Here is a 15,937-nt window from a genome sequence, read left to right as displayed (position 1 = left end):
CCTTTAAAAAATATTATTTATATCCACAACATCCTTATTTTATACTAATTAGCAAATAATCTTATATTGATTTTATTACTTTAGAAAAACTACTTCTAATTTCAATAAAAATTCAAAAACTTAGATATCTTTAAATTATGGAGTTAGTCCCATGCCAGATGAAAAAACTTTTAAATTATTAAAAAAATATATAGATTTATTTTTAAAAGGTAAATCTAAAGAAGATATTTTCACATATTTTCTCGAAATAAAAAAATTTGCTTTACATTATGTAATGAGCTATGAACTTGAGGGTGAAATATATTTAGTTTTAGATAATTGTATAATACAAGCAATTAAGCATAGAAAAAGTCAACCTCATAGAGCTGTCCAAGCAGAGGCATATCTTACATTTTGTAACTTTGTGAAATATTGGAGCGATAGAGCTACTTACTTAGCGATATCTCCTATGGCTATTTATGAACATCTTGGAAGGAAAGTACCACCCACATTATCCGAAGTACACAATACCCTTATTGAACTTAATAGTATTTTGTCCTCCACTGGGTTAGAAATTAGATATATCAATTTCCGTGATGCTAAGTCTTTATACCCGATTCTTTTAAATATAGTTCATGATGAGAGAATATTGACTGAATATATTAAAGATATTGATAAAGTATCTTGGAAAACTGACTTAGCAGCTCCTAGGGGAGTAAAAATACCAATAAGTATTGCAGCAAAATCATTACCAACACTACCTCCTCTGAAATATTTTGACCCCTGGTATGTACATTTGGTTCTATCTGGAAGAGTTGAACAATATATTATTAACCAATCAAAACATAATCCAAATGCAATGCCTATTTCAAGTGGTGAGTTATCTATTCTATTTTCAAAATTAAATAAATTTAGGAAAAAAATTACCCTACAAGGATTAGGTGATATTGATATTTTTCAGATATGTGATGTATGTAGCCAATATGAAAGAAAGGCTACGCATTTTTTTATAGGTCAATCTTTGGATGAAACTTTAAGTAAAGTATTATTTCGTAGACATACTCTGCATGTTTCTTCTGAAATAGTAGTAGGAGGAGCTCCAGATCAAAAAGAAAAAATATCAAATCTTGTACAATTTATGTTTTCTAAACCATTTGAAGAAAATGAAATTCGTAGACAAAAAATTCAACCAAAATTTATTAATTTTATGGAATTTATAACCCAAATATGTCTAGAAAATATTGATTAAAAGTAAAAATATATTAGAGCAACATTAAAATTTGCTCTAATATAATATCTTGTTGATATAAATAATTTATTTAATTTAAAAAATTTTATCTTATAATTCTTTACCCCCTACCAAAACCACTCCAACACCTCATCCCGTTCATCTAAACTGTTAGAGCTTAAAACCTGTAACAGCAAACCATCGATCAGGTTTACCACCATATTGGCATCGAATTTTGGCTCACGAGTTTCCCCGCTAAAAATCAAGTCAAAAATTTCATGGCGCAGCCACTTTCGGTATTCAACCGCCATACAGTAAGCCTTCGGGTAAAGCAGTTTTATTTCAAAAATAGCTTTAAGTAAAAGGTTATACAGGCTGATCAAATTGGTATGTAAGACAATAATTGCTTTGATTTTATCTTTTGACGTGTAGTAACGGCTTGAGTAAATGATGGAGAGCACTGCTTCTTTCAGCAGGCTTTTTTGGAAGGCGATGCACATTTCAATTAAGCGTTCTTTCGAGTGGAAATAGTTATATAGCGTACCTTTGGCGATTTTGGTTTCTTTAGCAATCAGGTCGATGCCTGCATTGTGGAACCCATGCGTTGTAATGAGTTGTATGGTGGTTTGAACAGCCAGTAATTTTTTGGAAGAAGTTTCTAAATTTCGCATAGTTTTACCGTTTTAAATTCTTGTTGTTTCTTCATGAGATAAAAAGCCTGTGCCCTTTCTGGGAGAAAAAAAGGCACAGCAAAGCCGTAAGACGGTGCTTGGCACATCTCAAGTTTTATTGTTGATATAAGTTTTTAGTCGTGACGAGCTAAAGCTTTAAAACGTATTTTCAATTAAACAGTTTTAAAGATGAGCTAAAGGATATCGGAATAAAAGGCTTGGCAATGGTTGCCAATAAAATAGAAATGTTGCGCATGAGCGACTCCTTAGGTAAAAGAAGTCCTACCGCATTACTGTCAAATAATGGTGGTAGAACGAAAGAGGGTTGACAGACTGAACCTAAGAATCAGCACACCCGAGGGTGTCCCCCTTCCGTCCTACCGCAACAAAAAAAGGGGGACGAACGAGTCTACATTAAAAAAACAAGTTTTTTCAATGTACTTAGGTTCTGGCCTGTCAAAGCCAGCTGGCAATGTAGGCCAGCACGCAAAGCATAATTCGAGAGTTGATAGGTGTCAATGTAGCTTTTATGACAAGTGATTAAATATCTTATTGTTTTTCATTAGATTAACTTAATTATTATTTTAGATATTATATTTAATTGTATTTTTAATAGATTTAAGATGATTAATCATCATGACAATAAATTTAGATCATATACTCTTTGTTTTCGTAATTGCAGCCAAAATAAAACTATCCAGATAAGATGTAGATTACCACGAAAAGCGCTCATTCTTATTGGACAGATAAGTGCGATGTCGAGAGTCATCAAAATTTTTACATAAGCTGGGTAATCTAACATTAATTAGTGAAGGTAATAATTCACAGGCGCAGAACTTTAACTTTAAAATAAAAGCTAGGATATTTAAGACTTATCCATTAAAAAAAACACTGCAAATGCTATAAGAACTATCGAGAAATATTGTAACGGTATCCAAAAAAAAGTATGTTTCTTTTTAAGGATAACTGTTTCACCAGTTACTTGATCAAGCAATATTCGATCATGTTTTTTATTATTTAACCTCATGCCTAAAAACCAAATAACTACGGCTGAAACAATCAAACCACCAGCTGCAAATATGTGATGTGATGAATAATACCCAGTACCATATATTTGATCTACCACAATATTCACTAGTAGTACTACTAGGAATGGTACAACAATAGCTAAAAACCCCAGTCCTTGCCAAATAAAAATCATATCTTTAAATTTCCCGTGTAATTTAACTATTTATTAAAATATAAATTAACTTTATCAGTACTTTAACACTCAAATTTGTCTTATTACAGTATTTTAATTTTTGTACTCATACCAAAGAATAAAAATTTCGCATAAAAGTGGGTTTAAACAATCTCAGTCTGCCCCACTTGGTGATAAGCACGGTTAAAGTAAACCAAACTTTGGTCATGTTGGCTTTGTTTAATCGCCACAATCGGACATATAAAAATCGTGTGTGTGCCAACTTGTTGAATTTGTTCAATCTCGCAATCGAAACTTACCAAAGCATCATCTAACACAGGTGAACCCGTTTCTAACTCAATCCATTCGCCATGTTTAAAGCGTTCTTCTGGTGTGAGCTTAGATGAAAATGCTTTTGAAATATGTTCGTGGTGTGCGCCTAACACATTCACAGTTAAGATTTTGTTATCTAGGAAATGTGCATGCGAACTCGCAGATTGGTTCATACACACCAATAATGTCGGCGGTGTGTCAGTCACACTACAAACAGCAGAGGCAGTAAATCCAAAACGGCCAGACATGCCTGCCGTAGTCACAACACTAACCGCACTTGTGAGTAAAGACATTGCATTTCTAAAGTCTGTTGCTTGAACCATGACATTATTCCTAAATTGAACCGTACCTTGTCCTGTGTGTTTGCTATACCGCCCAACTCCATCAGGAAGGTACTATCGACATGCGTTCTGAGTAGAACGACATGTAGTAAGTAAAATGAGGGTTACTTGTTTGATTATCAACTACCATCAAAAAAGTAACCCTTTATACCACTTATTGGTAAGTATTAAGCAGTAAGTTCAAAACCAGTGAGTTCTCGGCGAACGATTTCTGCACCTGCACTTAAAGCATTTAATTTGCCACGTGCCACTTCACGAGAAAGAGGCGCCATACCGCAGTTTGTGCAAGGGTAAAGCTTGTCAGCATCTACAAACTGAAGCGCTTTACGAAGTGTATTCGCCACTTCTTCTGGTGTTTCAATTTGGTTAGATGCAACATCAATTGCACCCACCATGACTTTTTTACCACGAATCAGTTCAAGTAAATCGATAGGCACATGTGAGTTGTGACATTCTAACGAGATGATATCGATGTTAGATTTTTGCAGTTTCGGGAAAGCTTCTTCGTACTGGCGCCATTCCGAACCGAGTGTCTTTTTCCAGTCAGTGTTGGCTTTAATGCCGTAACCATAGCAAATGTGAACCGCCGTTTCACATTTTAGACCTTCAATTGCACGCTCTAAAGTCGCAACGCCCCAATCATTTACTTCATCAAAGAATACGTTAAATGCAGGTTCGTCAAACTGAATAATGTCTACACCAGCAGCTTCTAACTCACGCGCTTCTTGGTTCAAGATTTTAGCAAATTCCCAAGCAAGTTTTTCACGGCTCTTGTAGTGACCATCGTAAAGCGTATCAATCATGGTCATTGGGCCAGGTAATGCCCACTTAATTGGTTGATCAGTTTGCTGACGTAAAAACTTCGCATCTTCAACAAACACAGGCTTTTGACGAGACACCGCACCAACCACAGACGGTACGCTTGCATCGTAACGGTCACGAATTCGAACTGTTTCTCGCTTCTCAAAATCTACGCCATTTAAGTGTTCAATAAACGTAGTCACAAAGTGTTGGCGGGTTTGTTCACCATCGCTGACAATATCAATGCCAGCAAGGCGCTGTTCGTGCAACGCTAAACGTAGCGCATCTTTTTTACCTTCAAGCAGACCTTCGTTTTCGAGTTTCCACGGCGACCAAAGCTTTTCAGGTTCTGCAAGCCAAGACGGTTTAGGTAAGCTGCCAGCAGTTGAAGTCGGTAATAATTTTTTCATGTTAAATGACCCGTATGTTGATTAATTAGGAGCGTAATTAGCAGACCACTGCTCAAGAATCGCTTGGTATGGTTTGATAAATTGCTCTTCAACAAACTTCCCCTGCTCTATAGCCAAACGGCTACGTTCTTCACGGTCATACACAATTCGAGTAAGTGAATAATCTTCGTGTTTCAAGCTTGGTTGATAAGACTTTCCAGCCACTGAATTTGCGTTGTAAATTTCAGGACGGTAAATCTTTTGGAAGGTTTCCATCGTACTAATGGTACTAATCAACTCAAGGTTGGTGTAATCACTCAACAAATCACCAGTAAAATAGAACGCTAACGGCGCAACGCTATTTGGCGGCATGAAGTAGCGAACTTTTAAGCCCATTTTTTGGAAATATTCATCGGTTAATGAATAGTCTTCTTGCTTGTATTCAACACCTAAAACAGGATGTTCATTTTCAGTACGGTGGTACTCTTTAGTCGTCGAAACGCTTAGGCAAATCACAGGTGCCTTTTTAAAGTTGGCTTTGTAAGTTTCAGAGTTAATAAAGCTCTTAAACAAGTTGCCGTGCAATTCACCAAACTTTTCTGGCGTGCTAAACGTAGACTTGTTTTTGTTGTGATCTAACAACAACACACTAAAGTCATAGTCACGTACATAAGACGAGAAGTTGTTACCAACAATGCCTTCAATACGTTCATTGGTTTTCTTATCAACAATATTGGTTTTCAATATTTCGATGAGAGGAAGTCCGCTAGTACGGTTTTCGGCATCAATGTTCATTTCAACTGAAATGATTTCAAGTTCAACGCCATAGCGGTCGCCTTTAGGGTTGTCCCAATGAGCTAAGGCATTGAAACGATTGTCGATCATCTGCAATGTATTGCGCAAATTCTCTTCGCGACTCATCCCTCTTGCCAAGTTAGCAAAGTTGGTTGTAATACGTGTATTGTCTGCTGGACGATAGTTCTCATCGAAACAAATACTCTTAATCGTAAATGTAAATTCTTTACTCATTGTGATCAGTACCCTAATTTCTGAGATAAAACCTAAATAAAAACTTTTTGCTCTTTTTAAACTTTCCAGACTTGTCAGATTTGTGCCTTATGGTCTTATCAAAAGTGAATTACTGGAGCGCTTCAGAGCATGGATAGATTTATACCGCAATCAGAACATGAATAAAAATGATTTAGTCTCATTCAAAACTGAGTGAAATTCATGTTTGGGGTTTAATAAATAAGTATGAAGTTAAATATTTTTCATCTTCGGGGTTTTTAGAGAGCACAAACGAGACATACGGCGCTCTATTTTTAATGCCTATAATTTTATAATTTATTATTATTTTCAATAAATTAAACAATTTATCTTTAAATAAAACTGCTCAACCTAAAGTAATTTATGTTGAATCTCACTCATCTCTGCTTTTAGCCATTCTAAAAATATAGTTTTGCGTGGATCTTCTTCAAAAGCACTATGAGAAAGTAAAAAATAAGCTGAACCGTCTTGAACGATTGGTGAAATTTTCTGTATTGCATTCCACTCAAGCTCTTTTTCAATCATATAAATTGAGATGACCGTCGCGCCAAGTCCCGCCAAACAGCCTTCTAAACATAGATAAAAATGCTCGAGTTCAACTTTGGTGTAGCCTTTTAAACACTGCTTTAACTCAGCAATGCGACTCATATTTTTGAAAAAATTTGGTCTAGAGGTCGAGATGAGTACGTCGTTTGTTTCCGATGGCTTGGTTGCTTGAACTAGAGCGATATATTCATCGGCAATCTTTTCGCTATAAATATGCTCTCCCCAATCAAAATCATTTCGGCGAATCGCGATATCAATATTATCTTTTTCAAAATCGACCACGCCGCCTGCTGTGAGTAGCACAATCTCAAAATCATGCCCGAGCTTTTTAAATTTTGAGAGCCGTGGAATGAGCCATTTCATGGAAAGAGTCGGTTCACACGACAAAACCAGTTGCTTGCTGTGAGTTTTGGGTTGGCTGAGCTCTATTAAACATTCATCAAGTTGACCAAAAACTTGATGGCAACAACTCAATAAAATTTCGCCCTGCTCAGTCATCACAAGTGTTTTATTTTTTCGCTCGAACAAAGTGGTATTTAAAGCTTCTTCCAAATTATAAATCTGTTTACTGACCGCACTTTGCGTCACAAATAATTTCTTTGCAGCTAAAGTCACGCTGCCATACTTAGCCACAAAATAGAAAAATTTTAGTGAATTCAGCGATATTCTTTCGATCATTCCAAAAACTCATAGATATGTAGTCGTTTTTATCGATTTTTATTTTTAGGTTTCTGTTCAAAATAAAAATCATCTTGATTAAACCCTATTTTAGATGATGAAAAACATATTGAATATCGATATCTATCTTCCGAAATGTAAAGCCCTAATCTTTCTCACGAAAAGAATAACAGCTTTAAGTAAAACAGTTCTCCTCTCAAATACATTCCAAAAAGTACAGATGAACTCCCTCATTTTCAGTGAGGGTATAAGATAATGGCAGAGTTTATTGCGGTTATTCTCATTACGATTTTGGCGGTGATTAGCCCCGGCGCTGACTTCGCGATTGTGACCAAAAATAGTTATCTTTACGGCAGAAAAATAGGTGTATTAACTTCACTCGGGATATCGCTTGGCGTGTTGGTACATGTGACCTATACGTTAGTTGCCGTTACCTTTGTGATGACTTATACGCCACAAATTTTGAATATTGTGAAGTATATTGGCGCGCTTTACCTGATCTATATTGGCTATAAAACTTTTACTCAAAAACCTGTTTTAGACAGTGGGGCTTTAAATGCCATAGGCAGTTTTCAAGCCATAAAATACGGCTTTTTTACCAATGCTCTGAACCCTAAAACCACGCTATTTATAATTAGCACCTATACGCAAATTGTGAGTTTAACCACACCTGAAAGCATTCTTATAGCTTATGGCCTTTTTATGTCATTTGCCCATTTTGTATGGTTTTCACTGGTAGCTGTACTGTTTTCATCCATGCTGTTGAGACAAAAAATGTTAGCCAAGCAAGTACAAATTAATAAGGTGATTGGTTCAATTTTATGTGTGTTGGGTGTGGTTCTGCTTTTTACTAAGTTTCAGTAGAGCCGCTTAATTTTTCAGAACCTTTTTAATGCATTGCTGTTAATATAAAAATACATGATAGATTTTCCAATCCTTCATATCTCTATAAATCAAGGATGATGAGCGAATACATTTATTATGGAAATCAAGCAAATAAAGTATTTTTTGACAGTCGTTGAATCGGGCAGTATTGGTAAAGCTGCCCAAAAACTCGATGTCGGTGCTTCGGCGATTAGTCAGCAAATTAGTAAGCTCGAACAAGAGTTAAGCATTCGCTTATTACAGCGTAATGCTTTTGGCGTGACCCCAACCCCAGCAGGTCTTGCCTTTTTAAAGCACTCGCAACTTATTTTGCGTCAGGTAAATTTTGCCATAGATGCTGCGCATTCTGCGCGGCTATCTGGTCATGTCAGCCTTGGTTTTCCACCGACTATTACCGCTTTAATTGGTATCCCTTTAATGAAACTGATGTCTGAACGCTATCCAGACATTCGTTTAGAGATTGTGGAAACCCTGTCAGGTAACTTGATTCAATACATTAACTCGCGTCAGCTTGATATCGCCATTATTTTTACGAATGAGATTGATAAGCAGTGGTCGATACAGCCCTTGGTACGCGAGCAAATGTATTTAATGGCACGCAAAGAAGTGCTCGAAAAATACGGTCTAGCAGATTGCATTAAAAGCGGAATTATTCAGTCTCAGCAAATTGGCGATATTCCGTTAGTGTTGCCACGTCAGCGTCATAGCTTACGAAAGCTGCTTGAACACAAGATTGGACAGCTTAATGTCGTCTATGAAATTGATGGCTTACACTTACTTATGGACAGTCTGATTCACCTTGACCTTGCGAGTGTGCGTCCCGGAAGTGCCTGCCTGCAAGAGTACAAACATAAGCTGCAATTGCTTAAGGTGATTGACCCAGAAGTGGAACGAATTAACTACTTGGTGAGCCTTGCCGAAGAAGAATTATCACCCGCTGCACTGGCTGCCAAGTCAGCCATTAAGGCATGTGTAAAAGAGTTAATTCAAAACCAAATTTGGCCGTGTTCTGAAATTATTGTTTAAAGGGTCATTAATTTTTCTAAATACCTAATTAATTTTCGCCTCTCACTCCTCCCTGCTTTTTAAGATTACATTTTTATACGAATGATAAGTGGTTTTCTGTTTATCGAAATATAGATGTGTAGTTTTAACTGGAAACAAGGCATCACATTTTCTACCAAGGACACCTTTAAATCTCATCTCTAACCCATTTCCTATTTAGGTTTATTGATTGAATCAATTTACGTCCAAACTTTGAAGATCGTGAATGTTTCCATTTTGTCAGGCCAAGGAGGTCTCCAATGGATGTCGTTAATAACCGTAGGGCTACTTTTAAAAAAATATTAAATGTAACAAGTGGCAACTTTTTAGAACAGTACGATTTTTTTCTTTTTGGTTTCTATGCCACTTATATCGCAGCAAAATTTTTCCACTCTGAAAATGAATATGTCTCTTTAATGATGACATTTACCGTGTTTGCTGCGGGCTTTCTTATGCGTCCTCTCGGCGCTATTTTCTTGGGTGCTTATGTCGACAGAATCGGTCGCCGTAAGGGTTTAATTGTGACTTTAAGCCTCATGGCTATTGGTACGATCTTAATTACCTTTGTACCGGGTTATGACACCATCGGTATTATGGCCCCAATTTTGGTGGTCATTGGACGTCTGTTACAGGGCTTCTCGGCAGGTGTTGAATCTGGCGGTGTGTCTATTTATCTTGCAGAAATTGCAACCGATAAAAACCGTGGATTTATCACAAGCTGGCAGTCTGGTAGTCAACAAATTGCGGTGGTGTTTGCTGCGTTATTTGGTTATTGGCTCAACACCGTTTTAACTCATGCACAAGTGAGTGAATGGGGCTGGCGTATTCCGTTCTTAATTGGTTGTTTGATCATTCCTTTAATCTTCTTATTCCGTCGTACTTTAGAGGAAACTGAAGCATTTAAAGCGCAAAAAACTCATCCTTCAACCAAGGAAATTTTCAGCACACTGGCGAGCAACTGGCGCATTGTACTTGCAGGTATGATGATGAGTGCCATGACCACAACCACGTTCTATTTCATTACGGTTTACACCACAGTATATGCAAAACGTACTTTAGAAATGTCGGTCACAGACAGCCTTTTAGCAACCGTATTTGTGGGTTTATCGAATTTCTTCTGGTTACCAATGGGTGGCTTACTTTCAGACAAAATTGGTCGCCGTCCAGTGTTAGTGGGTATTACGACACTTGCGATCTTTACCAGTTATCCAGTTTTGAGCTGGTTAGTGAGCGACATTAGTTTTTCAAACTTACTGATCACGCTTGCTTACTTCTCGTTCTTCTTTGGTATGTACAACGGGACTATGGTGGCAACGCTTGCCGAAGTAATGCCAAAACGTGTTCGTACCGTTGGCTTCTCTTTAGCGTTCAGTCTTGCAGCCGCTATTTTTGGTGGTATGACGCCAATGGCATGTACTTACCTTGTGGAAAATACAGGCAATGCAAGCACACCAGCTTTCTGGCTGATGCTCGCTGCGGTATGTAGTCTCATCTCAAGTTTATACCTATGTCGCGGTTCTAAGCAGAACAAATCTGACGCGATTGCTGAACCTGCAAAGGTTAGCGCTTAAAACAACTAACTACTTAACCTGAAATTTTAATGAATAGTACGGCGCATGTTGCAGCCGTACTGTGCTCTCCTATCATTAAAAGTGAGATACTATGAAAAAGTCCCCTATCTTCATGACCATCTGCCTAGCTAGTGCAGGCTTAGGTTCAACGCTTGCTAATGCAGATACCCTCGAAGTGATTAGCTCTGGCGGTTTCTATTCATCTATGGAAAAACTCATTCCAATATTTGAAAAGCAAACTGGTCACACGGTTCACCTTTCGTCTGGTTCATCTATGGGTGCATCACCGACTGCAATTCCAAACCGTCTCGATCGTGGTGAACGTTTTGACATGGTGGTCTTGGCTGCTCCTGAACTCAGTAAGCTTGCAGAAAAAGGTTATGTCGACCCAAATTCACAAAGCGCTTTAGTCAATTCAAGCATTGGCATGGCTGTACCTAAAGGTGCGCCAAAGCCAGACATTAGCTCTGCGGCAAAGTTTGAAAAAGTTTTATTAAATGCTAAACACATCGGCTATTCGGCAAGTGCGAGCGGTACACATCTTGAAAAAGATGTTTTCCCAAGCTTCCCACCTGTCGAGTACAAAGTAATTTCTGGTAAAGCGGAAAAAGTGGTCGGTGACCGCGTGGCAAAACGTATTGCCGAAGGTCAGTTTGATATTGGTTTCCAACAAATTAGTGAAATCAAACCTTTTACTGGCCAATATGGTCAGGTTGATTTAGTCGGCCCAATTCCTGCGCCTTACCAAAAAGTCACCGTGTTTGCTGCTGGTATTGGTAAAAACTCGGAACATGCAAAAGTCGCAAAAGAACTTATTCAATTCGTGAAATCGCCTCAAGCGACACAAATTATTGAAGAACAGGGTCTTGAGCAGGTTAAACAATAAAAGCTCTAAAAGGCAGCATTTTGAGAGGATGTTGCCTTTACTCTTTGAGCGGTTTACACAGCACAATAGAACAAAATGTAGAGCAATAAACCAGTGTAGAATAATGAACAAAGGACAATGTAGTATTTGCCGTGGAACTCAAACAATTAAAATATTTTATTGCAGTGATCGAGTCTGGAAGCTTAGGTAAAGCTGCAAAAAATCTCGATATTGGAACTTCTGCATTAAGTCAGCAAATCTCAAAATTAGAAAGCGAGCTTTCTATTCGCCTTTTACAACGTACTGCTTTGGGTACGGTTCCCACCCCTGCGGGTTTAGCTTTTTTTCAACAAGTTCAACTGGCACTTAGACACTTAGACCATGCTGTAGACTCTGCACACTCTTCACGTTTAAGTGGTCATGTTACCGTCGGTTTTTCGCCAAGTGTCGCGTCGGTTATTGGTACTCATTTTTTAAAACTCATGAGAAACCGTTATCCCGATATTAAAGTCCGTCTCATTGAAGGCTTATCGGGTGACCTCAAAGCCTTGGTGAATGCAAGGCAGCTCGATGTTGCCATCATCTTTAGTGACGATGTCGACCCACAGTGGGCCATACAGCCTTTAGTCAAAGAGCAAATGTTTTTAATCTCGCCTAAAGAAGTACTGAGTCAGTACCACCTTGAAAGCTGTATCGACACTCAAACCATTACGCATACACAGCTAAAAGAACTTCCGCTGATTTTACCGAGTCAACGACATGGACTGCGTTTGTTACTCGAACAGAAAATTCATCAACTTAAAGTGGCTTATGAAATTGATGGGCTGCATTTGTTAATGGAAAGCATTAGCCAACTCGAAATGGCAACCATTCAACCCGCAGGTGCATCGTTAAACTCACGGCAAGACCTCTGTTTACTGCGCATTGTAGAACCTGCCATTGAACGCATTAACTATTTAATTAGTCTGTCTGAAGAAGAACTCTCGCCTGCTACTTTAGCCACGAAAGTAGTGATTCGTGCTTGTGTAACTAACTTAATTAATGAAAAGCGCTGGCCCGGTGCGGAACTCATAAATACTTAAGCGCTTAGTGTTTATTTTTACTAAACACCCATTCAAGTTTAGCCTCTCACTGCATCTTCCCTTTTAAAGCTACATTAACCTTAGCTGAGAAAGGGAGAAATCCATGCATGATGTAATTGTGATTGGTGGTGGGAATGCCGCACTGTGTGCCGCGCTCACGGCAAAAGAAAGCGGCGCTTCTGTGCTTGTCATAGAAGCAGCACCTAAAGAATGGCGTGGTGGTAACTCACAACACACCCGTAACCTTCGCTGCATGCATGATGCTCCTCAAGATGTATTGGTCGATGCCTATCCGGAAGAAGAATATTGGCAAGACCTACTTAAAGTCACTGCGGGCAAAACCAATGAGCACTTAGCTCGTCTGGTTATTCGTAGCACCGCGACTTGCCGTGACTGGATGCGTAAACATGGTGTGAATTTTCAGCCACCACTATCGGGTGCTTTGCATGTTGCACGTACCAATGCCTTTTTTATGGGTGGTGGTAAAGCTCTTATTAATGCGTATTACCGTAGTGCCCAAGAACTTGGCATTGAAATTTTATACAACACAAAAATTAAAGATCTAAAGTTAAACCAAGGACATTTTGAAGCCGCAATTGCGGAAGATGGTCGTGTATTTAAAGCAAAAAGCTGTGTATTGGCCGCAGGTGGTTTTGAGTCAAATTTAGAATGGTTAAGAGAAGCATGGGGACAAAATGAAAACGGCGAATGGCCTGCCGATAATTTCATTATTCGCGGAACCCGCTTTAACCAAGGCAACTTACTTAAATTTATGATAGATCAAGGCGCCGATATTATTGGTGACCCATCGCAATCACATTGCGTCGCTGTAGATGCACGTGCACCGTTATATGATGGCGGCATCTGTACCCGTATTGATTGCGTTTCATTAGGTATTGTGGTCAATAACAAAGCCGAACGTTTTTACGATGAAGGTGAAGACTTCTGGCCAAAACGTTATGCAATTTGGGGCCGTCTTGTTGCCAAACAGCCACAGCAAATTGCCTATTCGATTATCGACTCAAAAGCCATTGGGCGCTTTATGCCACCTGTGTTTGCGGGTGTAAAAGCAAATAGCATTCAAGAACTGGCCGAAAAAATCGGACTAGATGCAAAAACCTTCTGCCACACCGTAGAAGAATTTAACCAAGCTTGTGTGCACGGCACCTTTAACCACACGGTTTTAGACGACTGCACCACCGAAAATATTGTTCCCAACAAAACCCATTGGGCCGTTCCTCTCGATCAGCCACCTTTCTATGCCTATGCGCTTAAACCCGGTATTACCTTTACCTATTTAGGTTTAAAAGTCGAAGACGATGCTGCTGTACGTTTTAACAATAAGCCAAGCCGCAACCTGTTTGTCGCAGGCGAAATGATGGCAGGTAACGTACTTGGTCAGGGTTATACCGCAGGGGTCGGCATGTCGATTGGCACAACCTTTGGACGCATTGCCGGAAAAAATGCAGCCCACTATGCACTTTCACAAGGAGTTGAACATGAATGCTAGTACTAAAGCCCTAATTCCAGTTGTTCAGCTCTCTGACCATGAGCAGGAAGTTCAAAGAGCCCTACAAATTTGTAATGCTTGTCGCTACTGTGAGTCATTTTGTGCTGTATTTGCGGCGATGACCAAGCGTCTTGAGTTTAATCAAGCCGATATTCATTACCTCGCAAACCTGTGCCATAACTGTGGTGCATGTTTACACGCTTGCCAATATGCCCCACCGCACGAGTTTGGTGTAAACATTCCAAAAGCGATGGCACAAGTACGTTTAGAAACTTACCAAGAGTTTGCGACACCTCAACCTTTAGGTCGACTTTATAAGTCTGTCGGGATTCCTTTTGTTTCGGCGTTATCAGTTATTTTCTTCTTATGCATGTTAGCTGTGGTGTGGTACAAGGGCACCGACGTATTTGCAGGCTATCAAGGTAATTTCTATGCGATTTTCCCGCATAACTTTCTAGCTCTACTATTTGGAGCGACCTTTACAGTTGCGATTGTTTTACTCGGTATTGGAATTAGTAAATTCTGGCGACAGACCTCTAAAGTTATTCACGGCAAAGTTGAGAAACCAGACCTTATTCAAGCCTCTCAAAATGTGTTAACGCTTAAATATTTAGATGGTGGGCATGGCAAAGGCTGTAATGAACAAGATGACCGTTATACACAAATTCGCCGCGTGTTCCATCACCTCACCTTTTATGGCTTTATGCTCTGCTTTGCTGCCACAGGTGTAGCGACTTTATATCACTATTTCCTTAACCTACATGCGCCGTACCCTATCTTTAGCTTGCCTGTTATTTTGGGTACGTTGGGTGGGTTTGGCTTAGTGATTGGACCATCTGGCTTGCTCTATTTAAACATTAAACGCCATCCATTACATGGTGACCGCGAGCAAAAACCAGTAGATCGAGGCTTTATTTTCCTTTTAATTTTAGTCAGTGCTTCAGGCTTAGCTCTCATGGTATTTCGTAATTCTCCATACATGGCACTTTTACTGATTTTCCATTTAGCCACGGTCATGACGTTTTTTATTACCATGCCATTTGGAAAGTTCGCACACGGTTTTTACCGCAGCGCCTCTTTACTCAAATTTGCCATCGAAGAACGTATTTCTAAAAAATCATAATTTCATTCAAAAGTATTCACTATCTTGCCGTAGTGAATACTTTCATTATTTTAAGCTCAAAATCCTTCATAGCTTGCCTACTTTTTACTATTTAAAATTCCCAAGCCATAAATCGGCCACTTGGTACTCGCTTTAATGTTATTAATCAGCATCGCTACCAAAACTAAAGACACTGCACCGACCAAAACAGGGAAAATTAAGAAACTCCACTGGTAATGTATGCTGCTTGCGGTAAGTAAGATAACCAAAGGATTGGCCCCAGCAGGTGGATGAACACACTTAAATACTTGCATGAGTGCAATTGCACAGCCCACTGATAAAGCAATTGTAAAAATAGAAACACCGACAAATTTTAGAAAAAACAAACCCACAAAAGCCGAGATAAGATGCCCAAAAATAATATTTCTCGGTTGTGCCAAAGGTGACTGCGACACGGTATAGAGCAACACACAAGTCGCACCAAACGGCGCCATGATGAAGATATTGTGTGTGAGCTTACTCAACCACAAAAGTATAAAAATACTGAGCGTCCCCCCAATAAGGCTTCTTAAAACATCAACTTTAGTGGGCGATGGAGCGAGTTTTTCTTTGCCATAAAAGATCGAGAACATGGTTTTATTCCTTAAACAGACATTGCTTTTTAAAAAGCATATAGATAAAATTT

Annotated in this window: 16 protein-coding genes; 9 read left to right on the top strand and 7 right to left on the bottom strand. The window is 38.9% G+C overall.

Going from position 1 to position 15,937, the window contains the following annotated elements; genetic code table 11:
- Positions 1-151 precede the first annotated feature (151 nt).
- Positions 152-1,228, top strand: a complete 1,077-nt coding sequence (locus ACLCEG_RS16305; protein WP_410568347.1) for a hypothetical protein — start codon at positions 152-154, stop codon at positions 1,226-1,228.
- Between the two features lie 107 nt (positions 1,229-1,335).
- On the opposite strand, the gene ACLCEG_RS16300 is transcribed toward ACLCEG_RS16305, so the two are convergent.
- Entirely contained in the window at positions 1,336-1,878 is a 543-nt protein-coding gene (locus tag ACLCEG_RS16300; RefSeq protein ID WP_410568345.1) for a TetR/AcrR family transcriptional regulator, read from the bottom strand.
- A 750-nt stretch (positions 1,879-2,628) separates the two neighbouring features.
- On the opposite strand from ACLCEG_RS16300, the gene ACLCEG_RS16295 reads away from it, so the two are divergent.
- Positions 2,629-2,784 carry a DUF1524 domain-containing protein gene (locus ACLCEG_RS16295; RefSeq protein ID WP_081400261.1) on the top strand — a complete coding sequence of 52 codons (156 nt, stop codon included), beginning with the start codon at positions 2,629-2,631 and terminating at the stop codon, positions 2,782-2,784.
- Here ACLCEG_RS16295 and ACLCEG_RS16290 read toward each other — a convergent pair.
- From ACLCEG_RS16290 to ACLCEG_RS16270, 5 genes are all read right to left on the bottom strand, one after another.
- Positions 2,744-3,079: a hypothetical protein gene (locus ACLCEG_RS16290; RefSeq protein WP_019456722.1), complete on the bottom strand. Its 336-nt coding sequence runs from the start codon at positions 3,077-3,079 to the stop codon at positions 2,744-2,746. The two genes, ACLCEG_RS16295 and ACLCEG_RS16290, sit on opposite strands and share 41 nt — an antisense overlap.
- Before the next feature lie 143 nt (positions 3,080-3,222).
- Complete coding sequence (locus ACLCEG_RS16285; RefSeq protein WP_032014964.1) at positions 3,223-3,714, bottom strand: flavin reductase; 492 nt, start codon at positions 3,712-3,714, stop codon at positions 3,223-3,225.
- Positions 3,715-3,899: 185 nt separating this feature from the next.
- Entirely contained in the window at positions 3,900-4,943 is a 1,044-nt protein-coding gene (locus tag ACLCEG_RS16280; RefSeq protein WP_068934185.1) for a methionine synthase, read from the bottom strand.
- A gap of 21 nt (positions 4,944-4,964) precedes the next feature.
- On the bottom strand, positions 4,965-5,951 hold the full coding sequence (locus ACLCEG_RS16275; RefSeq protein WP_000031350.1) for a DUF1852 domain-containing protein: 987 nt from the start codon (positions 5,949-5,951) through the stop codon (positions 4,965-4,967).
- Positions 5,952-6,320: 369 nt separating this feature from the next.
- Positions 6,321-7,193: a LysR family transcriptional regulator gene (locus ACLCEG_RS16270; RefSeq protein WP_410568343.1), complete on the bottom strand. Its 873-nt coding sequence runs from the start codon at positions 7,191-7,193 to the stop codon at positions 6,321-6,323.
- Positions 7,194-7,448: 255 nt separating this feature from the next.
- Between ACLCEG_RS16270 and ACLCEG_RS16265 the strand changes: the two genes are divergently transcribed.
- From ACLCEG_RS16265 to tcuB, 7 genes are all read left to right on the top strand, one after another.
- Positions 7,449-8,057 carry a LysE family translocator gene (locus tag ACLCEG_RS16265; RefSeq protein WP_410568341.1) on the top strand — a complete coding sequence of 203 codons (609 nt, stop codon included), beginning with the start codon at positions 7,449-7,451 and terminating at the stop codon, positions 8,055-8,057.
- A gap of 117 nt (positions 8,058-8,174) precedes the next feature.
- Positions 8,175-9,104 carry a LysR family transcriptional regulator gene (locus ACLCEG_RS16260; protein WP_004703620.1) on the top strand — a complete coding sequence of 310 codons (930 nt, stop codon included), beginning with the start codon at positions 8,175-8,177 and terminating at the stop codon, positions 9,102-9,104.
- 278 nt (positions 9,105-9,382) lie between these two features.
- Positions 9,383-10,693 carry an MFS transporter gene (locus ACLCEG_RS16255; RefSeq protein WP_004703623.1) on the top strand — a complete coding sequence of 437 codons (1,311 nt, stop codon included), beginning with the start codon at positions 9,383-9,385 and terminating at the stop codon, positions 10,691-10,693.
- A gap of 91 nt (positions 10,694-10,784) precedes the next feature.
- Positions 10,785-11,579 carry a substrate-binding domain-containing protein gene (locus tag ACLCEG_RS16250; RefSeq protein WP_410568339.1) on the top strand — a complete coding sequence of 265 codons (795 nt, stop codon included), beginning with the start codon at positions 10,785-10,787 and terminating at the stop codon, positions 11,577-11,579.
- Positions 11,580-11,710: 131 nt separating this feature from the next.
- Positions 11,711-12,640, top strand: a complete 930-nt coding sequence (locus ACLCEG_RS16245; protein WP_107973170.1) for a LysR family transcriptional regulator — start codon at positions 11,711-11,713, stop codon at positions 12,638-12,640.
- 103 nt (positions 12,641-12,743) lie between these two features.
- Positions 12,744-14,150, top strand: coding sequence for an FAD-dependent tricarballylate dehydrogenase TcuA (gene tcuA, locus ACLCEG_RS16240; protein WP_410568337.1), 1,407 nt, complete (start codon positions 12,744-12,746; stop codon positions 14,148-14,150).
- Positions 14,140-15,273 (top strand): tricarballylate utilization 4Fe-4S protein TcuB, encoded by a 1,134-nt coding sequence (gene tcuB, locus ACLCEG_RS16235; protein ID WP_410568335.1) that lies wholly within the window; start codon positions 14,140-14,142, stop codon positions 15,271-15,273. The genes tcuA and tcuB overlap by 11 nt, the downstream gene beginning before the upstream one ends.
- Before the next feature lie 77 nt (positions 15,274-15,350).
- Here tcuB and ACLCEG_RS16230 read toward each other — a convergent pair whose 3' ends face one another.
- The gene (locus ACLCEG_RS16230; RefSeq protein WP_100290463.1) at positions 15,351-15,884 is read right to left on the bottom strand and encodes an HPP family protein; all 534 of its coding nucleotides are present in this window, start codon (positions 15,882-15,884) and stop codon (positions 15,351-15,353) included.
- Positions 15,885-15,937: the final 53 nt, after the last annotated feature.

The organism is Acinetobacter sp. H1(2024), from assembly GCF_046557555.1.
Taxonomy (GTDB): Bacteria; Pseudomonadota; Gammaproteobacteria; order Pseudomonadales; family Moraxellaceae; genus Acinetobacter; species Acinetobacter seifertii.
This window is presented reverse-complemented; position numbering and strand designations above follow the sequence as displayed.